Consider the following 20491-nt stretch of genomic DNA (forward strand, 5'->3'; position numbering starts at 1 on the left):
ATGAATACCCAATACCTACAGCGTGGGCTGTCGATGATCGAGCTGATGGTCGCCCTGGCCCTCAGCAGTGTGCTCATTATCGGAGTGACCCAGATCTACATCGACAACAAGCGCAGCTACACCTTCCAGCAAAGTCAGTCGGAGAATCAGGAAGGCTCGCGCTACACGATGATCTTCCTGCAACAGGAACTGGCCAAGGCCGGATATCGTCGTCGCCCCGACGAGCCTGTGGACTCAGCGTTCAAGGCCGAAAACCTGTCGGGCTGCAATTTCGCCGCGGGCCAGACCGTCATGCGCGTCAGCGCTTCTTCGATCTGCATTCGTTACCAGCCCCGTGACAACAATGATCGCGATTGCCAGGGCACCGCAGTGGCCAACTCAGCCGACTTCACTTCGCCCTACACAAAATCCACCGAGAACTTCGTGGAGCGCATCTGGTTCGATAGCGCCAACAATAATCTCGTCTGTACCCGCCAGGTGTCCGGTGGTACCAGTCAGGACTCGATCATGCTCAACGGGCTCGTCGATCTGCGCTTTACCTTCGGTGTAGGCAGTGCAGCCAGTCCCCGTACTGTTACGCAGTACGTCGCCAACCCGAACTCGAACCAGCCGATTCTCACTGTGCGCTTCGTCACCCTTGCGCGCAGCACATCCGCATACGTGCGCGATTCCAGCACCGTGGATAACGCGCTGCAAAATTGGAAGGACTACAGCGGCGCGTCCGATGCCGAGGTCACCGCACTGAAGAATGCCGACAAGAGTCAGCTCTACCAATTCAGCCAGAACACCGTCTCCCTCAGGAACCTGATGCCATGACCACCGCTCGGCCTCATCGCAACTTTTACGGCTCGCGGCAAGGACAAACCGGCGCGTCGCTGTTCATCGCATTGATCATCATGCTGCTGGTCACTGTACTTGCGCTTTCCAGCACCCGTGAGGTGGCACTGGAATCGAAGATCACCGCCAACTTCGTCGAGCAGCAACGGCTGGCCAACGGCGCGGAGGCAGGTCTTCGGGACGGCGAATATTCGATGGTCAATCGCCTGCGCCCCTTGGAGCCGACGGCCTCCTGCGCCGCGGCGGCCGCCGACACGGTGCCCGCGCCCTGCCTGCTGACCCTGCGCAATAACCTGGCAACCTACGCCTTGCTCTTTGACAGCGCGGGCCTTTCCCGGCCGTACAGCCCCAAGGATGGCACGAAAGCGGACTCCAACATGCCCATCGTCTGGTACGCCTTGCCGGCTCCCGGCGGCGCTGAGTCTGGAGAAGCGGAAAACCCCGAATACGGCAACATGCTCATTCAGACCGGAACCTTCCGCTACGAGGTCAACGCCAAAGCATCCACCTCCCGCAATGCTACGTACATGCGGTCTACCACCGCCAAACTCTTTGACAACGGTGACCGCTGATGAAGACAAGCATCTTCCCGCGAAAGGCCGCTCTCAGCCTGGGCATCTGCTTGGGGCTGTTCAGTAGCATCCAGCAAACCCAGGCTTCGCTGCTGAGCATTGCCCAATCGCCTCTGATTCTCTCCGAATCGGTAGCTCCCAACCTGATTCTGACGCTGGACGACTCGGGCAGCATGCGTTACGCATTTGCCCCCGACAGCATGGGGGATAATGGCAATACCCGGCGCTTCAAAGCCGCCGTGTTTAACCCTATGTACTACAACCCCGCAGTCACTTACCTGATCCCAACCAAGATCAACAGCGACGGCTCACGGGCAAACCCGGGCTACAGTACGTCATTCTCCGCAGCGTATTCGAACGGTCTGAAAACCAGCACCGGCACTATCGACCTAAGCACCTCATACTGGGTAACGCGGAACTCCGATCCAGCCACCACCCCTGGGACACTTTTCACTTCCACCGACTCGTCCTATGGCTGGCGCCAATATGTGCAAAACCCGGCAGCAGACTTCGGCCCGGCGGTTTTGAGCCAGAGCAGCTCGACCGGCACCCCCCAGGTCGTCAACAACTACACGTACAGCAACAATCTGCGCAGCTGCCCCAGCAACAATGCGGTAGACCCGGTGAGCTCGACGAGCTCCAATTCCACCACCGGAGCGGATGGCAACATCACCAAGGTGGATACCACCACGACCACAACCTACGCCTATGTCAGCTGCAAGAAAAACAGTGGGAATAACCGCTATACGCTGATAGTCAACGCGACCACTACGGAAACAACCACTACGACGGTCAGCCGCCCCGATCGCACCCAGGCGAAAGTCCCGGCGTACTACTACGTGTATGACAACACCTTGACCGGATGTACCTCATCCACCGCCGATGACAATTGTTATCGGTTGGTCACCGTGTCGGCCTCCTCGGGTGTGGGAGGCACGGACGAAAGACAGAATTTCGCTATATGGTATTCCTTCTACCGCACACGCGCGCTGGCCACGCTGAGTGCCGCGAATCTTTCCTTCAACAGCCTGCCGGCGACCATCCGGTTGACCTGGCAGACTCTGAACAGCTGCACCACGCTGAATTCCAGCGGTTGCGGCACCAACTACTTCCGCAAGTTTTCCGACCAGCACCGCGGCAACTTCTTCACCTGGCTGACTGGCGTAGGATTCAACCAAGGGACATCCCTGCGTGCGGCGATGGGACGTGCCGGCGAGTTCCTGACCGGCTCCGATGCCTGGGCCTATGAGCCTAACCCCTTCACCTCCGGCGGTGGCAAAGGCACCACCGTTCAGACCCCGACTTATGCATGCCGCCCGAGCTATCAGATCATGATGACTGATGGCATGTGGAACGGGGACGACGGCTCCCCTTCCCAGACCTTAAAGCCTGACCACAGCAACACTACGTTGCCCGACCGCAAGACCTACAGCAAGCAGGCGCCATTCAACGACGCCACGCAGAACACCCTGGCGGACCTGGCGTTCCACTATTGGGCAACCGACGCCAATACCAACCTGAAAAATGATGTGAAGCCGCTGCTTGTCGCTCCCAACACCAGTGACGCCACGGCAGAATACTGGGACCCTCGTAACGACCCGGCCACCTGGCAACACCTAGTCAATTATACGATCGGGCTGGGCCTGACCAGCGCTCTGGACAAGCCGGGCATTCCCTGGAGCGGCGATACCTACGGCGGTGCCGGCTACACCGCATTGAAGAATGGGACATCCTGGCCTGCCGCCAGCGACGGCAGCGCCAACAACGTCTATGACCTGTGGCACACCGCGATCAACTCGCGCGGCGAGTTCTTCAGCGCGGACAGCCCGGACAAGATCGTCGAGGCGTTCCGTACCATCATCAACCGCATCAGCAACCGCACGGCCTCAGCCAGTGCGCCGGGCGTTACCGCTTCGATCGTCGAGGACACCATCACTCGCGAGGTCTACGAGACCCAGTTCAACAGCGAAAACTGGTCCGGCAACCTGATTAAGTACAGCATCGATTCGAACGGCGCCCGCACTCAGTCCTGGGACCTGTCAACGACCCTTAACGGCAACGCATCCCGCACCATCAAGATGTTCAGCGCTAGCAACGCCAGCAAGCTGCAGGACTTTACCTGGAGTAATCTGACGGCCGCCCAGCAGGCACTGCTCAATCGCGACTTCGATACGACGAACTCCACTGCAGACACCAAGGGAGCCGAACGGCTCGCCTATGTTCGCGGAGACCAGAGCAACGAAGGCAGCGCGAGTGGCCAATTCCGCGAGCGCAGCAGCATAATGGGCGACATCGTCAACTCGTCCCCGGTTCTGGTTGGCACGCCCAAGTACCTTGCTTACCTCGCCGACGCCATTGACGGCGGCAGCAATACCGACGGCAGCAGCAAATACGCGGCCTTCCGTGACGCTAACAATGCCGACGGCGCCAATCCCTCGCGCAGGCCGATGGTCTATGTCGGCGCAAACGACGGCATGTTGCACGGTTTCGACACCCGGACAGGCGCCGAGGTTTTCGCCTACGTTCCGACGGCAGTCATCGAGAATCTCTACAAACTGCCGGCGAAGAAATACAAGGGTGGCGCCCACCAGTTCTATGTCGATGGCACTCCGACAGTCTCAGACGTGTACTACAGCGGCGCCTGGCACACCGTACTGGTCGGCACACTGCGAGCGGGCGGCCGATCCATGTTCGCCCTAGACATTACCAACCCGAACGCCGTCACCCTACTGTGGGAGAAGAGCTTCGACAGCGGCGACGCGTACGTCAATATGGGCTACTCGTTCCCTCAACCTACTATCGCTCGCCTACATACGGGCAAATGGGCGGTTGTCACTGGCAACGGCTATGGCAACCAGGCAGGCACGGGTGCCGACAAGGCTTCGCTGATGATCCTGGACATCCAGACTGGCGAAATGGTCAAGGAATTGGTCGTCACCGGCGATGCGACCAAGGCCAATGGTCTGTCTACGGTGAAGCTGGCTGACAACAACAGCGATGGAGTTGCCGATTACGCATATGCAGGCGATCTGCAAGGCAATCTCTGGCGCTTCGACCTCTTCCCTTCAAGCGTTCATGGCACCACATCCGGCGATCCGTTCCGCCGTGGAACCGGAGGCATCACCGACTCCGCCAGCAATGCCGACGATTTTGTCGTGTCCTACGGCGGCAGGCCGCTGTATACCGCCCAGGACAGCCGCAGTAGTGGCGCCACTGCCCAGACCATCATGGCGCCGCCTTCGCTGGTAAGACACCCGACCACCCTCGGCTACCTGGTTATCTTCGGTACCGGCAAGTACTTTGAAACGACCGATGGCAACGTCGACTCGACTCGCGCCCAGAGCATCTACGGTATCTGGGACCGGAAAACAAAAGGGCAAAGTACTTCGGCGCCCAGTTCGGCACTGGACCGATCAAACCTCGTCACCCAGACCATCACCGAGGAAGCAGCAACCAACCCCTTCGGCAACAACCCCAACGTGCAGGGCATCCGGACGATCAGCCAGAACACGATCCAGTGGTACACAAACGGAGCGACTGACAACTCTGACTCCAGCGTTAATAAGTGGGGATGGGTGCTGGATCTGAAGATTGCCGGCAGCAGTACGCTGAGCGGCGAAATGATGATCAACCCGATGGCAACTCGCGGCACCACCCTTCTGGTCAATACCCTCACCCCCAACGCCGACCCTTGCAAAGAAGGTGTCGATTCCTGGGTCTACGGCCTGGACCCCACCACCGGTGGTCGCACCCGCTATAGCGTGTTCGATATGAACAACGACAAGACGATCGACGGCAATGACACTTACGGGTCAAGCAATACCGTGGTGTCGGGTTACAAGAAACCCGGCGCAGGTGGTTTCACCACCAACAACGGCGAAATCTTTACCTCTCCAGGTTTGGGCAGCGGCATGATGTACAGCTCCGGCCCGACCTCCACAGGGCGCCAGAGCTGGCGAGTCATCCCCGAGGAAGCACGATGAAAAGTCATTTCAAGGCCTCTGCAGGCTTCACGCTGATGGAGCTGATGATCGTGGTAGCGGTCGTCGGCATCCTGGCAGGAATCGCCTATCCAAGTTACTCACAGTACGTTCTGCGGGCGAATCGCAGCGAAGCGCAAGCCATGCTCAATGACGCAGCAGCGAGGCAGGAACGGTATTACGCGCAGAACTATGCCTATGTCACCAGCGCCGCCGATCTAGGTAAGCTCGGGCTGCGCAATACCAGTGGCAGCGGCAGCTCGACCGCAGTTACGTCCGACAATGGTAAATATACGCTGAGCGCAGGAACGGACAGCAGCGGCTACCTATTGACAGCCACACCTGCTGGTTCCCAGACCGCGGATACCACCTGCGGTAACCTCACCCTCAACGGGGCGGGCGTCAAAGGCATCAGCAATACGAGCACCAACGTCAACGACTGCTGGAAATAACAAAAAAGCCCGATCAACTGATCGGGCTTTTTCTTATCTGGGATTTTGCGTGGCCTAGAGCGCCTTGACCCTCAACTCCTTGGGCATCGAGAAAGTAATGTTTTCTTCCCGCCCATCCAGCTCCACCTCGGGCTCCGCGCCCCAGTCACGCAGCTGCTGGATAACGCCACGCACCAGCACTTCCGGAGCTGAAGCGCCGGCGGTGATGCCGATGCGCTGCACACCATCGAACCACGCCTTCTGCATGTCCTCGGCACCGTCGATCAGGTAGCCTGGGGTGCCCATGCGCTCGGCCAGCTCGCGCAGGCGGTTGGAGTTGGAGCTGTTCGGGCTGCCAACCACCAGCACCAGGTCGCACTGGTCGGCGAGTTCCTTCACCGCATCCTGGCGGTTCTGGGTGGCGTAGCAGATGTCATTCTTGCGCGGGCCCTGGATGTGCGGGAACTTGGCACGCAGCGCGTCGATTACCCTGGAGGTGTCGTCCATCGACAGGGTGGTCTGGGTCACGAAGTGCAGCGCCTCGGGGTTGCGCACTTCCAGCGCGGCGACATCGGCCTCGTCTTCCACCAGGTAGATCGCACCGCCGTTGGAGTCGTCGTACTGGCCCATGGTGCCTTCGACTTCCGGATGGCCTTGGTGGCCGATCAGGATGCACTCGTGGCCGTCGCGGCTGTAGCGCACGACTTCCATGTGCACCTTGGTCACCAGCGGGCAGGTGGCGTCGAAGACCTTCAGGCCACGGTTTTCGGCTTCCTTGCGCACGGCCTGGGAAACACCGTGGGCGCTGAAGATGACGATGGTGTCGTCGGGCACCTGGTCGAGCTCCTCGACGAACACGGCGCCGCGGTTGCGCAGGTTCTCCACCACGAACTTGTTGTGCACCACTTCATGGCGCACATAGATCGGCGGGCCGAAGACGTCGAGGGCGCGGTTGACGATCTCGATCGCCCGGTCGACGCCGGCGCAGAAGCCGCGGGGATTGGCGAGTTTGATTTGCATGGTGGCCTCGGGTGCTACGCAAGCCGGCCCACGAGGGGCCGGTAGGAATACTTCGCCTCAAGCGCAACGGCCCGCCGGCGGCGGGCCGCGCAACCAGTCAGGCTGGTTGTACGTCGATGATATCGACTTCGAACGACAGGGTCTTACCGGCCAGCGGATGATTGAAGTCGATGGTGACGTGCTGCTCGTCGAACTCCTTCACGACGCCCGGCAACTCGGTCTTGGCGGCATCGTTGAAGATCACCAGCAGGCCCTCGGCCAGCTCCATGTCCTGGAACTGGTCGCGCGGCATCACCTGCACGTTGGCCGGGTTCGGCTGGCCGAAGCCATTCTCCGGCTCGATGGTCAGGGTGCGCCTGTCACCGGCCTTGAGGCCGAACAGCGCCTGCTCGAAACCCGGCAGCAGGTTGCCGTCGCCGACCTTGAAGGTGGCCGGCTGCTTCTCGAAGGTGCTGTCGACGACGTTGCCGTCATCGAGTTTCAGGGCGAAATGCAGGGTGACCTTCGAGTCGCCGCCGATGCGCTGAATGGTGTCAGAGGAATCAACCATTGGCGGTCTCTCCGGAATTCTTCGATTTGAACATGTCCAGCGCCAGCATGATGGCGCCGACGGTGATGGCGCTGTCGGCCAGGTTGAAGGCCGGGAAGCGCCACTGGTCCTGCCAGTGGACCAGGATGAAGTCCACCACGTGGCCCAGGACCATGCGGTCGTACAGGTTGCCCAGCGCACCGCCCAGCACCAGCGCCAGAGCGATGGCAAGCCAGGTCTCGCCGCGTTTCAGGCGCTTGAGCCAGACCACCAGCACGATGCTGACCACGATGGCGATCAGGGCGAACAGCCAGCGCTGCCAGCCGGAGCTGTCGGCCAGGAAGCTGAACGCGGCACCGGTGTTGTAGGCCAGGGTCCAGCTGAACAGGTCGGGAATGACCACGATCTGCTGGTACATGCTCAGCTCGGCCTGGAAGAAGGCCTTGGTGACCTGGTCCAGGACGAACACGACCACGGTGATCCACAGCCAGGGCAGGCGGCCGAAACGCTCGGCGTTAGGCATAGTGACGCACCTCACCCGCGCCTTCGATATTCTCGACGCAGCGGCCACACAGCTCCGGATGCGCAGCGTTGCTGCCGACATCGGCGCGGAAGTGCCAGCAACGGCCGCACTTGGCGTGGGACGACTTAACGACCTGCAGCTTCAGGCCCGGCAGTTCGCTTTCGACCGCGTCGGCCGGAGCATCGGCCAGCGGTGCGACGGTGGCAGCAGAGGTGATCAGCACGAAACGCAGCTCATTGCCCAGTTTCTCCAGGCGCTTGGCCAGGGAATCTTCGGCGTAGAGGGTGATCTCGGCCTGCAGGTTGCCGCCGATGGTCTTGGCGCTGCGCAGGTTTTCCAGTTCCTTGTTCACGGCGGCCTTGGCAGCCATGACTTCGTCCCAGTAGGCGCGGTCCAGCTCGGCGTCGGCCGGCAGCTCGGAAAGGCCGTCGTACCAGGTGCTGAGCATCACCGATTCGGCGCGCTCGCCCGGCATGAAGCTCCAGATCTCCTCGGCGGTAAAGGCCATGATCGGCGCGATCCAGCGCACCAGGGCCTCGGCGATGTGGAACAGTGCGGTCTGGCAGGAACGGCGGGCGACGCTGTTCGCCTGGGTGGTGTACTGGCGGTCCTTGATGATGTCCAGGTAGAAGCCGCCCAGCTCCTGCACGCAGAAGTTGTGCACCTTGGAGTAGACGTTCCAGAAGCGGTAGTCGCGGTAGGCCTCTTCCAGCTCGCGCTGCAGCTGCAGCGCGCGGTCGATGGCCCAGCGGTCCAGGGCCAGCAGCTGATCGTTGGGCAGCAGGTCCTTGGCCGGGTCGAAGCCGGACAGGTTGGACAGCAGGAAGCGCGTGGTATTGCGGATACGACGGTAGGCGTCGGCGCTGCGCTGGAGGATCTGCTGGGAAACGGCGATCTCTCCGGAGTAGTCGGTGGACGCGACCCACAGGCGCAGGATGTCGGCGCCCATGCTGTCGATCACGGTCTGCGGCACCACGGTGTTGCCCAGCGACTTGGACATCTTGCGGCCGGACTCGTCCACGGTGAAGCCGTGGGTCAGCAACTGGCGGTACGGCGCGTGGCCGTCGATGGCGCAGCCGGTCAGCAGCGAGGAATGGAACCAGCCGCGGTGCTGGTCGGAGCCTTCCAGGTAGAGGTCGGCGGCCGGCCCGCTGGCATGGCCCAGCTCGGCGTGGGAACCGCGCAGCACGTGCCAGTGGGTGGTGCCGGAGTCGAACCAGACGTCCAGGGTGTCGTTGATCTTGTCGTACTGCGTGGCTTCATCGCCCAGCAGTTCGGCGGCGTCGAGCTTGAACCAGGCCTCGATGCCTTCTTTCTCGACGCGCAGGGCGACGGCTTCCATCAGCTCGACGGTGCGCGGATGCAGCTCGCCGGTGGCCTTGTGCAGGAAGAACGGGATCGGTACGCCCCAGTTGCGCTGACGCGAGATGCACCAGTCCGGACGGCCGGCGATCATGCCGTGCAGGCGCGCCTGGCCCCAGGAGGGCACGAACTCGGTTTCGGTGATGGCTTCCAGCGCGCGCTCGCGCAGGGTGGCACCGGTCTGCGGCTGCTTGTCCATGCCGACGAACCACTGCGCGGTGGCGCGGTAGATCAGCGGGGTCTTGTGGCGCCAGCAGTGCATGTAGCTGTGGCTGATGCTGGCGTGCTTGAGCAGCGCGCCAACTTCATCGAGCTTGGCGACGATATTCGGGTTGGCCTTCCAGATGAACTGGCCGCCGAAGAACGGCAGGTCGGCCACGTACACGCCGTTGCTCTGCACGGGACTCAGGATGTCGTCGTTGACCATGCCGTACTGCTTGCAGGTACGGAAGTCATCCTCACCGTAGGCCGGGGCGGAGTGAACCACGCCGGTACCGGCGCCCAGTTCGACGTACTCGGCCAGGTAGACCGGCGAGAAGCGCTCGTAGAACGGGTGGCGGAAGCGGATCAGGTCCAGCGCTTCACCCTGTGCGGTGGCGATGACCCGGCCTTCCAGGCCGTAGCGTTGCAGGCAGGACTCGACCAGTTCCTCGGCCAGCACCAGCAGGCGCTCGCCGGTATCGACCAGCGCGTAGGTGAATTCAGGGTGGACGTTCAGTGCCTGGTTGGCCGGAATGGTCCAGGGGGTGGTGGTCCAGATGACGATGGCGGCCGGCTTGGGCAGGCTGGCCAGGCCGAAGGCGGCGGCCAGCTTGTCCGCATCCTCAACCGGGAAGGCGACATCGATGGCGTCGGATTTCTTGTCGGCGTACTCGACCTCCGCCTCGGCCAGGGCCGAGCCGCAGTCGAAGCACCAGTTCACCGGTTTCAGGCCCTTGAATACGAAGCCCTGCTTGACCATCTCGGCGAGCGCGCGGATTTCCCCGGCCTCGTTGGAGAAGTTCATGGTCTTGTAGGGATTATCCCAGTCACCCAGCACACCCAGACGGATGAAGTCCGCCTTCTGCCCTTCGATCTGCTCGGCAGCGTACTCGCGGCACAGTTCGCGGGTCTTGTCCGCCGGCAGGTTCTTGCCGTGGGTGGTCTCGACCTTGTGCTCGATCGGCAGGCCGTGGCAGTCCCAGCCCGGCACGTAGGGGGCGTCGTAGCCGGCCAGGGTCTTGGAGCGGACGATGATGTCCTTGAGGATCTTGTTGACCGCATGACCGATGTGGATGCTGCCGTTGGCGTAGGGAGGGCCATCGTGCAGGATGAATTTCGGGCGACCTTCGCCAATCTTCCGCAGCTTCTGGTACAGGCCAATGTCGTTCCAGAGCTTGAGAGTTTGCGGCTCGCGCTGCGGCAGGCCGGCTTTCATCGGGAAGTCGGTTTCGGGAAGGTTCAGAGTGGCTTTGTAATCGGTCATCTCAGGGCCTGTTCAGGATCTTCAATCAAGCGGTTGGCCCAGCCAGTAGGCCCGGGCGGCGGCGATGTCGGCGAGGATGGCCGCCTTGAGTGCCTCGAGCGAGGCAAAACGCTGCTCATCACGCAGCTTCTGGTGGAACGTGATATCCAGGTGCTGGCCGTACAGATCGCCGGCGAAATCCAGCAGATGCACTTCCAGGTGGGGCCGGCCATCGCCATTCACAGACGGCCGGGTGCCAATGTTGGCAACCCCGTTGCAGCGCTGGCCAGCCACCATCGTGCTGACCAGGTAAACGCCGTTGAGCGGCGCCTTGCGGCGCTTGAGCTGGATGTTCGCGGTGGGCGAACCCAGCGTACGGCCCAGCTTCTGCCCATGCAGCACGCGGCCGCTCAGGCTGTAGGGGCGACCCAGCAGGCGCTCGACCATGTGCAGGTCGCCGTCGGCCAGGTCCTTGCGGATACGCGAGCTGCTCACCCGCATGCCGTCGACTTCCACGGTGGTCGCGGCCTCGACGGTGAAGCCCTGCTCCGCGCTGGCGTTGACCAGGAAGGCGAAGTCGCCTGAGCGGTCGCAGCCGAAGCGGAAATCGTCGCCCACTTCCAGGTGGCGGACCCGCAGGCCCTCCACCAGCACCTGGCGGACGAACTCGGCAGCCGACAGCTCGCGCAGGCGGCGGTTGAACGCCAGGCAGAGAACGAAGTCGACGCCATACTGGCGCAGCAGTTCGAGCTTCTCGCGCAGGCGCGTCAGGCGCACCGGGGCAGCATCGGGAGCGAAATATTCGCGCGGCTGCGGCTCGAAGATCACCACGCAACTGGGCACGCCCAGCTCCAGCGACCGCTCGCGCAGACGCCCCAGGATTGCCTGGTGGCCGAGATGGACGCCGTCGAAGTTACCGATGGTGGCGACACAGCCCCCGGACAGGGGCCGCAGGTTGTGAAGGCCTCGAAGCAGCTGCATAGCGCGCGTATTGCTCAGAAAGTGGTCGATTATACCTGCACCCGTTGCCATGCGACAGGCAAAATGCCGTCGCCGCAAACGGATGCAATGCTTTGTCCGGCGAAGGTTACAGCACCGCGCGGCGGGAGAAGTCCCGCAGGCGGAAGCCCAGGATCGCCAGCATACCGAAATAGGCGGCCACACCGGCCACCACCAGCGCGCCCAGGCGCACCAGACGGATTGGCATGCCGCCCTGATCCCAGGCCGGCATGAAGTGCATCATGCCGACCAGCACCGCGCACATCACCAGTACAGAGACGACTAATTTTGCGATGAACCTGCCCCAGCCCGGCTGCGGCTCGAACAACTGGTGCTTGCGCAGCTGCCAATACAGCAGCCCGGCATTCAGGCACGCCGCCAGGCTGATCGCCAGCGCCAGCCCCGCGTGCTTGAGCGGGCCGATGAACACCAGGTTCATCAACTGGGTGGATACCAGCGTAAAGAGCGCGATCTTCACCGGCGTCTTGATGTTCTGCCGCGCGTAGAAGCCCGGCGCCAGCACCTTCACCAGAATGATGCCGAGCAGGCCGACCGCATAGGCGACCAGCGCATGCTGGGTCATCAGTGCGTCGTGGCCGTCGAACTTGCCGTACTGGAACAGCGCGACGGTCAGCGGCTCGGCGATCACCGCCAGGGCCAGGGAGCACGGCAGCACCAGCAGGAAGCACAGGCGCAGCCCCCAGTCCATCAGCCGCGAATACTCATGGCGGTCATCGCTGGCGTAGGTCTTGGCCAGGGATGGCAGCAGGATGGTCCCCAGCGCAACGCCCAGCACGCCGGACGGCAGCTCCATCAGGCGGTCCGCGTAATACATCCAGGACACGGAGCCTGCGACGAGGAAGGAGGCAAAGATGGTGTTGATGATCAGCGAAATCTGGCTGACCGAGACACCGAGGATCGCCGGCCCCATCTGCTTGAGCACACGCCAGACCCCAGAATCTCGCAGGTTGATGCGCGGCAGCACCAGCATGCCGATCTTCTTCAGGTGCGGCAGCTGGTAGAGCAGCTGCGCCAGGCCGCCGGCCAGCACCGCCCAGCCCAACGCCATGATCGGCGGGTCGAAGTAGGGGGTGAGGAACAGCGCGAAGACAATCATGCTGACGTTCAGCAGCGTCGGCACGAAGGCCGGCACCGAGAAACGGTTCCAGGTATTGAGGATCGCCCCGGCCAGGGAGGCCAGCGAGATCAGCAGAATATAAGGAAAGGTCACCCGCAGCAGCGAACTGGTGAGCTCGAACTTCTCGGGTGAATCGACGAAGCCGGGGGCCGTCACCCAGATGACCCAGGGCGCGGCGAGCATGCCCAGCGCGGTGACCAGCGCCAGGATCAACGTCAGCAGGCCGGACACATAGGCGATGAAGGTACGGGTCGCCTCCTCGCCCTGCTGGGTCTTGTACTCGGCCAGGATCGGCACGAAAGCCTGGGAGAACGCCCCCTCGGCGAAGATCCGGCGCAGCAGGTTGGGCAGCTTGAAGGCGACGAAGAAGGCGTCGGTGGCCATGCCGGCGCCGAACATGCGCGCGACTATCGTGTCGCGCACGAAGCCGAGCACCCGCGAGATCATGGTCATCGAGCTGACCGCGGCCAGCGACTTGAGTAGGTTCATAGCGTCCAGAACTGGTAGAATGGCTACCCCTGGAGGGTGCAGCCCTGGCCTGGCGCGATTGCTCGAACGCCAGGCGAAGCGCAGCAGTGTAGGGCCGCGGGGCGAATAAATCACCCCATCCGCCGGACAGTGTGCGCCCGTCGCACCACTCGTCGGAGGCCGCGCATACCCTTGACAAGGCCTTGATGCAACGGCATTATTCGCGGCCTTAATTTATTCGCAACATCCCAAGTTTTCTTCGAGGAGCTCGACGGTGGCCAACACACCTTCCGCCAAAAAACGCGCCAAACAGGCTGAGAAGCGTCGCAGCCACAACGCCAGCCTGCGTTCCATGGTTCGTACCTACATCAAGAACGTAGTCAAAGCAGTCGACGCCAAGGACCTGCCGAAGGCCCAGGCCGCTCTGGTTGCCGCTGTACCGGTCATCGACCGCATGGCTGACAAAGGCATCATCCACAAGAACAAGGCTGCTCGTCACAAGAGCCGCCTGAACGCCCACGTGAAGGCCCTGGCCACCGCGTAAGCGTTCCGTTCTCGAAAAACCGGCCCCAGGGCCGGTTTTTTATTGCCTGCGATTTCTTCAGCAAGCCGTTATCCACAGGCTCACCTTCTCTGCCGACGAAAAGCCCGCAGGCAAAAAGAAAGGGCGGTCACCCGCCCCTCCCCTTCTTATCTTACTTCTCAGGCCACGGCATGATCGGGATCGCCGTGACCGCATTCTGCGGACTGCCCTCGATCACCCGGTCGCTGTAGACCAGATAGACCAGCGCATTGCGCTTCCTGTCGAAGAAGCGCACCACCTGCATGGTCTTGAATACCAGCGACGTGCGCTGCTGGAAAACCACCTCGCCATCCTTGAGCTCACCCGCAAAGCGGATCGGCCCGACCTGGCGACAGGAGATCGACGCCTCGGCGCGATCCTCCGCCAGGCCCAGCCCACCTTTCACACCGCCGGTCTTGGCGCGCGACAGGTAACAGCTGACGCCTTGTACCTTCGGATCATCGAAAGCCTCGACGACGATCTTGTCGTTCGGCCCGACCCACTTGAAGACAGTGGACACCTCGCCAACCACGTCGGCCCGGGCCAGCACTGGCAGCAGCATCAGCGCCGCCATCAATCCCTTGCGCATGGACAATCTCCTCAGACGAGCACCAGGTTGTCGCGGTGCACCAGCTCCGGACCATCGACATAGCCCAGCAGACCCTCGATGGCGTCGGTCGGCTGCCCGATGATCTTCTGCGCCTCGAGCGCACTGTAGTTCGCCAGACCACGGGCGATTTCCCGCCCCTGCTGATCCACGCAAACCACCATCTCGCCACGACGGAAACTGCCCTGCACGGCTTTCACGCCGACCGGCAGCAGACTTTTGTGATCCTGGGCGACCGCCTTCACCGCACCATCATCGAGCACCAGCGTGCCGCGCATCTGCAAGTGGCCAGCCAGCCACTGCTTGCGCGCCGCCTTGCGGCTCTGCTCGGGAGTCAGCAGCGTACCGAGACGCTCACCGACACGCAGGCGGTCCAGCACGCGCTCGATACGACCACCAACGATGACGGTGTGCGCACCGGAGCGCGCGGCCAAGCGTGCCGCGCGCAGCTTGGTCTGCATGCCACCGCGCCCCAGCGCACCACCGGTACCGCCTGCCACAGCATCCAGCGCCGCATCATCGGCACGAGCTTCGAAGATCAGCTGGGCGTCAGGGTTGTTGCGCGGGTCGGCATCGAACATACCGTCGCGATCGGTGAGGATCACCAGCAGGTCAGCCTCGACCAGGTTGGCCACCAGCGCCGCCAGGGTATCGTTGTCGCCGAAGCGGATCTCGTCGGTGACCACGGTGTCATTCTCGTTGATGACCGGGATGACGCCGAGATCGACCAGCGTGCGCAGGGTGTTGCGCCCGTTCAGGTAGCGCTTGCGATCGGACAGGTCGTCATGGGTCAGCAGCACCTGCGCGGTCTGCAGGCCGTGCACGCCGAAGCTGGACTCCCAGGCCTGCACCAGCCCCATCTGCCCCACTGCGGCAGCCGCCTGCAACTCGTGCATGTCACTCGGTCGGGCAACCCAGCCCAGGCGACTCATGCCCGCCGCTACGGCGCCCGAGGACACCAGCACCAGCTCGACGCCCGCGCAATGCAGCGCGACCATCTGCTCGACCCATACCGCCATGGCGTCGCGATCCAGACCGCGACCATCGGCGGTCAGCAACGCACTGCCAATCTTGACTACCCAGCGCTTGGCGCCAGTGACCTTCTCACGCATACCCTCAACCTTAGAAGTCAGGCTTCACACGTTTCATCCGGACCGGCAGGCGCCGCCCCGATCAAGGCACGTAGAAGATTTCCGGCCCATCGCCGTCGTCTTCGTCATCCTCGAAATCATCGTCATCCACATCGTCGACATTCTTCAGGCCGGAGCGACGCAGCGCACGGGCGTCATCCAGGGCCTGCAGACGGGCACGAGCCTCGTCTTCGATGCGCTGATCCAGGGCCGCCAGGGCTTCGCCATAGGCCGGCTCTTCCTCGATACGCAGGGTGCGCTCGTCGAGGTACTTCATGATGTCCTGGCTCAGCTTCTCGGTGCCTTCACGTTCCAGGGCGGAGATCACATAGACCGGACCTTCCCAGCCCAGGCGCTCGACCACGGCCTGCTTGCGACGCTCCTGCTCCTCGGGCTCGAGGATCTGGTCCATCTTGTTCAGCACCAGCCAGCGGTCACGCTCGGTCAAGGCCGGGCTGAATTTCTCCAGCTCGTGGACAATGGTCTCCGCAGCATCGGCCGGATCGCTTTCATCCAGCGGCGCCATGTCGACGATATGCAGCAGCAGGCGAGTGCGCGCCAGGTGCTTGAGGAAGCGGATACCCAGGCCGGCGCCCTCGGCGGCTCCCTCGATCAGACCGGGGATATCGGCAACCACGAAGCTCTTGAAGCGACCAACGCTGACCACGCCCAGGTTTGGCACCAGGGTAGTGAAGGGATAGTCGGCGACCTTCGGCTTGGCGGCGGATACCGCACGAATGAAGGTGCTCTTGCCGGCATTCGGCAGGCCGAGCAGACCGACGTCCGCCAGAACCTTCAGCTCCAGCTTGAGGTCGCGCGCCTCACCAGGCTTACCCGGCGTAGTCTGGCGCGGCGCACGGTTGGTACTGGACTTGAAGCGGGTATTGCCCAGTCCATGCCAGCCGCCCTGGGCAACCATGATGCGCTGACCGGCAGCGGTCAGGTCACCGATGATCTCCTGGGTATTGGCATCGATGATGGTGGTGCCGACCGGCACGGGCAGGATGAGATCCTCACCCTTGGCGCCGGTGCAGTCCTTGCTGCCGCCATTCTCGCCGCGCTGGGCGTCGAAACGACGGGTGTAGCGGTAGTCCACCAGGGTGTTCAGGTTCTCGTCGGCCTCAAGGTACACCGAGCCGCCGTCGCCACCGTCACCGCCGTTGGGACCGCCTTTCTCGATGAACTTCTCGCGGCGGAAGCTCATGAGGCCGTTGCCGCCGTCACCGGCTTTCACGTGGATGGATACTTCGTCGACGAATTTCATTGCGAACGCCTCCCGCCGAGCTGGCGGGTTGAAAATAAGAAAAGGAGCATAGGATACAGCCAAGTCCGCGCAAACGCCCGAACCGACAGCACCACGCCTGGAAACGCCAGAAACAAAAAAGCCCCGTCGCGAGACAGGGCTTTTTCAGTGAGAGCTCGCTTAGGCAGCGACGACGCTTACATAGCGACGGCCAAAGGCGCCTTTCACTTCGAACTTGATCACGCCGTCGACTTTAGCGAACAGGGTGTGATCCTTACCCATGCCAACGCCGTAGCCAGCGTGGAACTGGGTACCGCGCTGACGCACGATGATGTTGCCTGCTTTCACAGCCTGGCTACCGAACAGCTTCACGCCAAGGCGTTTGCTTTCTGAGTCGCGGCCGTTGCGGGTACTACCGCCAGCTTTTTTGTGTGCCATGAGTCAATTCTCCTGAAGAGGAATTAGGCCTGGATGCCGGTGATCTTGATTTCAGTGAACCACTGGCGGTGGCCCTGACGCTTCATGTGGTGCTTGCGGCGGCGGAACTTGATGATGCGGATTTTATCGTGACGACCGTGGGAAACCACTTCTGCAGTCACTTTCGCGCCCTCTACCACCGGCAGGCCGATCTTGACGTCATCGCCATTGGCGACCAGCAGAACGCGATCCAGGTTGATCGCTTCGCCGGTGGCGACGTCGAGTTTCTCGACCTTGAGGAATTCGCCTTCGGTGACTTTGTATTGCTTGCCACCAGTAACAATTACTGCGTACATCTGGATGTCTCCGTTAGACCTGCTCACCCGACGCTTTATAGAAAGAGGAATCGGTCGGCATGGCTGCATGGGGCCGGAAAGGACGCCCGTGCAATTGCGTAAGGCAGGATATGCCAGGGAAGTTCGGGGCCGCGATTGTACGCAAAGCCCCCGCGCGGATCAAGCCCCATGGGGCCTCGCCTTGACAGGCCTTCCCCGCGCCACCTAGCATGCCGCGCAATCTACGAGGAGCGCTGTCTTTAATGCAACCCCAGGCTTTCTATCGCGTGGTGGCGGACGACTTCACCGCCGTCGACGGCATCATCCGTCGCCAACTCACTTCCCGCGTTCCCCTGGTGGAAAAGATCGGCGACTACATCATCTCCGCCGGCGGCAAGCGTCTGCGCCCGCTGCTGGTGCTCCTCTCGGGCAAGGCCCTGGGCTATTCGGGCGATGACCTGAAGCTGCTGGCCGCCACCATCGAATTCCTGCATACCTCCACCCTGCTGCACGACGACGTGGTGGACGCCTCCGGCCTGCGCCGCGGCCGCGCCACCGCCAACGCCCAGTGGGGCAACGCGCCGAGCGTGCTGGTGGGCGACTTCCTCTATGCGCGCTCCTTCGAAATGATGGTCGAGCTGGGCTCCATGCCGGTCATGCGCATCATTTCCCAGGCCACCCGCGTGATCGCCGAAGGCGAAGTGCTGCAGCTGTCCAAGGTCCGCGACGCCAGCACCACCGAGGAAACCTACATGGAGGTCATCCGCGGCAAGACCGCGATGCTCTTCGAAGCGTCCACCCACAGCGCCGCCGCGCTGGCCAAAGCCCAGCCGGAGCAATCCGAGGCGCTGCGCCTGTTCGGTGACGCCCTGGGTATCGCCTTCCAACTGGTGGATGACCTGCTCGACTACCGCGGCGACGCCGCCAGCCTGGGCAAGAACGTTGGCGACGACCTCGCCGAAGGCAAGCCCACCCTGCCGCTGATCGCCACCATGCGCGACGGCACTGCGGAACAGGCCGCGCTGGTGCGCAAGGCCATCCAGCAGGGCGGCAGCCAGGACCTGGAAGGCATCCGCGCCGCCGTGGAAGCCGCAGGTGCGCTGGACTACACCGCCAACCTGGCTCGCGAGTATGCCGCCCGCGCCATCGAACACCTCCAGGCGCTGCCGGACAACGAATACCGCGCCGCGCTGATCGAGCTGGCTGAGTTCTCGGTCGCCCGCACGCACTGATCCGCCGTTTCGCAAAAGCCCGCCCCGGCTCGCCGCGGCGGGCTTTTTGTTGCCTGTCCCTTGATCGGGAACAACAGAGGGTCACCTGCGCGAAATTTTTTCCAATTCAGGCTTGCTATTGAGATAATAAGAATTATTCTCATTAAATAGTCTGCACGGAGGAATACGCCATGACCTATATGATCGACGCCTGGCTGGATCGCCCACACCCCTACCTGCGCATCCTGCATCGGGACACCGGGGAAGTCTGCGCGGTGCTGGAGGAAGAGGCCCTGGACGAGCTGCGCGAACAGGGCGGCCTGGAACTCTCGGAGCTGTCTACCAGCGAGCCGGGAGTGCTCAAGGAACTGGTGCGCAACCTGTTCCTGTTCTGTTACGCCCGCGCATTGCGCTGAGGGCGGCGCCTGTAGGAGCGCATGCATTCGGATTTACGGCGACGCCGGATGCGCCGTCGGTGCTCCGCCGCCCGGGAGGCGGATGCACGCAGGGGCGCCTGAGCGCCCCTTTTCCTGCGCAGTCGCCAGGGATGGCACTGCGCAGCGAACCTTCGGGAATCAGAGGATTTCCAGCAGCTCGACGTCGAACACCAGCACGCTGTGCGGCGGGATGCTGCCGACGGCCTGGCCGCCATAGGCCAGCTCGCTCGGCACATGCAGACGCCATTTGCTACCGGCATTCATCAGTTGCAGCGCCTCGACCCAGCCGGCGATCACACCGCCCACCGGGAATTCGGCCGGCTGGCCGCGCTCGTAGGAGCTGTCGAAGACGGTACCGTCGACCAGGGTGCCGTGGTAGTGAGTCCGCACGGTGTTTTCGCGGGACGGCTTGGCGCCTTCGCCAGTGCTCAGTACTTCGTACTGCAGGCCCGACGGCAGGACGGTCACGCCTTCACGCTTGGCGTTCTGCACAAGGTATTCGCGACCCACGCCGGCAGCGGCTTCGGCTTTCGCCTGGGCCTCAGCCTGCATGCGCTCGCGGATCACCTGGAAGCTGGCGGACAGGGCTTCGCCCGGAACGCGGCTTTCGGCACCGGCATAGGCGTCGGACAGGCCGGCCAGAATGGCGTCTAGGGTCATGCCCGGAACCGGGTTCTCGCGCAGCTGGTCGCCCAGCTGACGGCCGATGCCGTAGCTGACACGGCCTTCGTCGGTGGAAAGGTTGAGTTCGCTCATCGCGGCGCTCCGCTGGGGGTTCAAAAAAGGGCCGCCAGCCTAGCACAGATGCACCGCCTCCCCCACCGCGCGAGCCTCGCGCGGCAGGTCAGGCCCAACGCAACGCGCGCAACTAGCGCAGCGGCATGGTCACGCCGGCGCCGATATCGCGCTCATCGAGCATGCCGCACATCTCGTCGTGTACCACCGCATGCACCAGATGGAACGGCAGTGGCGGAAGCGCGCGCAACACCTGGCGCGCATGAGTGACAGAGCGCACGCTGATGACATGCCCCGCGTCATCCTGGACCGGGTAGAAGCGCGCGCCCATGCGGGCTTCCAGCACATAGATGTCACCCTCCAGCGACACCAGGTTGATTTCGTCGATGTCGCCGGCAACGGAGCGGCTGGTCAGTTCCTGCAGATTCATGTGTTGCACCTCCTGCGGGTTGATCCACGCAGAAGTCTTGACCAGCAGGCGCCCACCGCAAGCCGAAAACGCAACCGCCCG

General features: G+C 62.8%; 20 protein-coding genes. 7 read left to right on the plus strand and 13 right to left on the minus strand.

The features are described 5' to 3' along the window. Genes MJ122_RS16760 through MJ122_RS16775 form a run of 4 tightly spaced genes read left to right on the plus strand, consistent with a single transcriptional unit; the run spans position 1 to position 5841 of the window. Entirely contained in the window at positions 1–816 is an 816-nt protein-coding gene (locus MJ122_RS16760; RefSeq protein WP_088421661.1) for a PilW family protein, read from the plus strand. Then, positions 813–1409: a PilX N-terminal domain-containing pilus assembly protein gene (locus MJ122_RS16765; protein ID WP_239744875.1), complete on the plus strand. Its 597-nt coding sequence runs from the start codon at positions 813–815 to the stop codon at positions 1407–1409. The genes MJ122_RS16760 and MJ122_RS16765 overlap by 4 nt, the downstream gene beginning before the upstream one ends. Then, positions 1409–5392: a PilC/PilY family type IV pilus protein gene (locus tag MJ122_RS16770; protein ID WP_239744876.1), complete on the plus strand. Its 3984-nt coding sequence runs from the start codon at positions 1409–1411 to the stop codon at positions 5390–5392. The genes MJ122_RS16765 and MJ122_RS16770 overlap by 1 nt, the downstream gene beginning before the upstream one ends. After that, positions 5389–5841: a type IV pilin protein gene (locus MJ122_RS16775; protein ID WP_088421664.1), complete on the plus strand. Its 453-nt coding sequence runs from the start codon at positions 5389–5391 to the stop codon at positions 5839–5841. The genes MJ122_RS16770 and MJ122_RS16775 overlap by 4 nt, the downstream gene beginning before the upstream one ends. 54 nt (positions 5842–5895) lie before the next feature. On the opposite strand, the gene ispH is transcribed toward MJ122_RS16775, so the two are convergent. From ispH to murJ, 6 genes are all read right to left on the minus strand, one after another. Next, the gene (gene ispH / locus MJ122_RS16780; RefSeq protein ID WP_239744877.1) at positions 5896–6840 is read right to left on the minus strand and encodes a 4-hydroxy-3-methylbut-2-enyl diphosphate reductase; all 945 of its coding nucleotides are present in this window, start codon (positions 6838–6840) and stop codon (positions 5896–5898) included. A gap of 97 nt (positions 6841–6937) precedes the next feature. Then, positions 6938–7390, minus strand: coding sequence for an FKBP-type peptidyl-prolyl cis-trans isomerase (fkpB, locus tag MJ122_RS16785; RefSeq protein WP_239744878.1), 453 nt, complete (start codon positions 7388–7390; stop codon positions 6938–6940). Next, the gene (gene lspA / locus MJ122_RS16790; protein WP_239744879.1) at positions 7383–7892 is read right to left on the minus strand and encodes a signal peptidase II; all 510 of its coding nucleotides are present in this window, start codon (positions 7890–7892) and stop codon (positions 7383–7385) included. The genes fkpB and lspA overlap by 8 nt, the downstream gene beginning before the upstream one ends. Next, positions 7885–10719: an isoleucine--tRNA ligase gene (ileS, locus tag MJ122_RS16795; RefSeq protein ID WP_239744880.1), complete on the minus strand. Its 2835-nt coding sequence runs from the start codon at positions 10717–10719 to the stop codon at positions 7885–7887. The genes lspA and ileS overlap by 8 nt, the downstream gene beginning before the upstream one ends. A 21-nt stretch (positions 10720–10740) precedes the next feature. Continuing rightward, a complete protein-coding gene (gene ribF / locus MJ122_RS16800) occupies positions 10741–11679 on the minus strand; it encodes a bifunctional riboflavin kinase/FAD synthetase (RefSeq protein ID WP_088421669.1) in 939 nt (312 codons plus the stop codon). Between the two features lie 106 nt (positions 11680–11785). Continuing rightward, positions 11786–13324 (minus strand): murein biosynthesis integral membrane protein MurJ, encoded by a 1539-nt coding sequence (murJ, locus tag MJ122_RS16805; RefSeq protein WP_088421670.1) that lies wholly within the window; start codon positions 13322–13324, stop codon positions 11786–11788. A gap of 253 nt (positions 13325–13577) precedes the next feature. On the opposite strand from murJ, the gene rpsT reads away from it, so the two are divergent. Next, positions 13578–13847, plus strand: coding sequence for a 30S ribosomal protein S20 (rpsT, locus tag MJ122_RS16810; RefSeq protein WP_009617555.1), 270 nt, complete (start codon positions 13578–13580; stop codon positions 13845–13847). 151 nt (positions 13848–13998) lie between these two features. Here rpsT and MJ122_RS16815 read toward each other — a convergent pair whose 3' ends face one another. The 5 genes from MJ122_RS16815 to rplU form a co-directional block, all read right to left on the minus strand. Beyond that, on the minus strand, positions 13999–14454 hold the full coding sequence (locus MJ122_RS16815; protein ID WP_088421671.1) for a CreA family protein: 456 nt from the start codon (positions 14452–14454) through the stop codon (positions 13999–14001). Positions 14455–14465: 11 nt separating this feature from the next. Continuing rightward, positions 14466–15584, minus strand: coding sequence for a glutamate 5-kinase (gene proB, locus MJ122_RS16820; RefSeq protein ID WP_017521620.1), 1119 nt, complete (start codon positions 15582–15584; stop codon positions 14466–14468). 61 nt (positions 15585–15645) lie between these two features. Then, complete coding sequence (gene cgtA / locus MJ122_RS16825) at positions 15646–16866, minus strand: Obg family GTPase CgtA (protein ID WP_088421672.1); 1221 nt, start codon at positions 16864–16866, stop codon at positions 15646–15648. Positions 16867–17025: 159 nt separating this feature from the next. After that, entirely contained in the window at positions 17026–17283 is a 258-nt protein-coding gene (gene rpmA, locus MJ122_RS16830) for a 50S ribosomal protein L27 (protein WP_017521622.1), read from the minus strand. A gap of 23 nt (positions 17284–17306) precedes the next feature. Further along, positions 17307–17618, minus strand: a complete 312-nt coding sequence (rplU, locus tag MJ122_RS16835) for a 50S ribosomal protein L21 (protein ID WP_088421673.1) — start codon at positions 17616–17618, stop codon at positions 17307–17309. 242 nt (positions 17619–17860) lie between these two features. Between rplU and MJ122_RS16840 the strand changes: the two genes are divergently transcribed. Together MJ122_RS16840 and MJ122_RS16845 are read left to right on the plus strand one after the other, a co-directional pair. Beyond that, positions 17861–18829: a polyprenyl synthetase family protein gene (locus MJ122_RS16840; protein ID WP_088421674.1), complete on the plus strand. Its 969-nt coding sequence runs from the start codon at positions 17861–17863 to the stop codon at positions 18827–18829. Between the two features lie 170 nt (positions 18830–18999). Continuing rightward, positions 19000–19224: a hypothetical protein gene (locus MJ122_RS16845; protein ID WP_017521625.1), complete on the plus strand. Its 225-nt coding sequence runs from the start codon at positions 19000–19002 to the stop codon at positions 19222–19224. 159 nt (positions 19225–19383) lie between these two features. Here MJ122_RS16845 and MJ122_RS16850 read toward each other — a convergent pair whose 3' ends face one another. Both MJ122_RS16850 and MJ122_RS16855 read right to left on the minus strand, forming a co-directional pair. Beyond that, positions 19384–20001: an FKBP-type peptidyl-prolyl cis-trans isomerase gene (locus tag MJ122_RS16850; protein ID WP_239744881.1), complete on the minus strand. Its 618-nt coding sequence runs from the start codon at positions 19999–20001 to the stop codon at positions 19384–19386. Positions 20002–20113: 112 nt separating this feature from the next. Further along, the gene (locus MJ122_RS16855; RefSeq protein WP_088421676.1) at positions 20114–20410 is read right to left on the minus strand and encodes a DUF6482 family protein; all 297 of its coding nucleotides are present in this window, start codon (positions 20408–20410) and stop codon (positions 20114–20116) included. Between the last annotated feature and the right edge of the window lie 81 nt (positions 20411–20491).

The organism is Pseudomonas sp. DP-17 (assembly GCF_022380625.1).
Taxonomy (GTDB): domain Bacteria; phylum Pseudomonadota; class Gammaproteobacteria; order Pseudomonadales; family Pseudomonadaceae; genus Pseudomonas; species Pseudomonas nitroreducens_A.

Coding starts and splice junctions, on each gene's coding strand:
- MJ122_RS16760 (WP_088421661.1), top strand. CDS start 1: ATGAATACCCAATACCTACAGCGTGGGCTGTCGATGATCGAGCTGATG.
- MJ122_RS16765 (WP_239744875.1), top strand. CDS start 813: ATGACCACCGCTCGGCCTCATCGCAACTTTTACGGCTCGCGGCAAGGA.
- MJ122_RS16770 (WP_239744876.1), top strand. CDS start 1,409: ATGAAGACAAGCATCTTCCCGCGAAAGGCCGCTCTCAGCCTGGGCATC.
- MJ122_RS16775 (WP_088421664.1), top strand. CDS start 5,389: ATGAAAAGTCATTTCAAGGCCTCTGCAGGCTTCACGCTGATGGAGCTG.
- ispH (WP_239744877.1), bottom strand. CDS start 6,840: ATGCAAATCAAACTCGCCAATCCCCGCGGCTTCTGCGCCGGCGTCGAC.
- fkpB (WP_239744878.1), bottom strand. CDS start 7,390: ATGGTTGATTCCTCTGACACCATTCAGCGCATCGGCGGCGACTCGAAG.
- lspA (WP_239744879.1), bottom strand. CDS start 7,892: ATGCCTAACGCCGAGCGTTTCGGCCGCCTGCCCTGGCTGTGGATCACC.
- ileS (WP_239744880.1), bottom strand. CDS start 10,719: ATGACCGATTACAAAGCCACTCTGAACCTTCCCGAAACCGACTTCCCG.
- ribF (WP_088421669.1), bottom strand. CDS start 11,679: ATGCAGCTGCTTCGAGGCCTTCACAACCTGCGGCCCCTGTCCGGGGGC.
- murJ (WP_088421670.1), bottom strand. CDS start 13,324: ATGAACCTACTCAAGTCGCTGGCCGCGGTCAGCTCGATGACCATGATC.
- MJ122_RS16815 (WP_088421671.1), bottom strand. CDS start 14,454: ATGCGCAAGGGATTGATGGCGGCGCTGATGCTGCTGCCAGTGCTGGCC.
- proB (WP_017521620.1), bottom strand. CDS start 15,584: ATGCGTGAGAAGGTCACTGGCGCCAAGCGCTGGGTAGTCAAGATTGGC.
- cgtA (WP_088421672.1), bottom strand. CDS start 16,866: ATGAAATTCGTCGACGAAGTATCCATCCACGTGAAAGCCGGTGACGGC.
- rpmA (WP_017521622.1), bottom strand. CDS start 17,283: ATGGCACACAAAAAAGCTGGCGGTAGTACCCGCAACGGCCGCGACTCA.
- rplU (WP_088421673.1), bottom strand. CDS start 17,618: ATGTACGCAGTAATTGTTACTGGTGGCAAGCAATACAAAGTCACCGAA.
- MJ122_RS16840 (WP_088421674.1), top strand. CDS start 17,861: ATGCAACCCCAGGCTTTCTATCGCGTGGTGGCGGACGACTTCACCGCC.
- MJ122_RS16845 (WP_017521625.1), top strand. CDS start 19,000: ATGACCTATATGATCGACGCCTGGCTGGATCGCCCACACCCCTACCTG.
- MJ122_RS16850 (WP_239744881.1), bottom strand. CDS start 20,001: ATGAGCGAACTCAACCTTTCCACCGACGAAGGCCGTGTCAGCTACGGC.
- MJ122_RS16855 (WP_088421676.1), bottom strand. CDS start 20,410: ATGAATCTGCAGGAACTGACCAGCCGCTCCGTTGCCGGCGACATCGAC.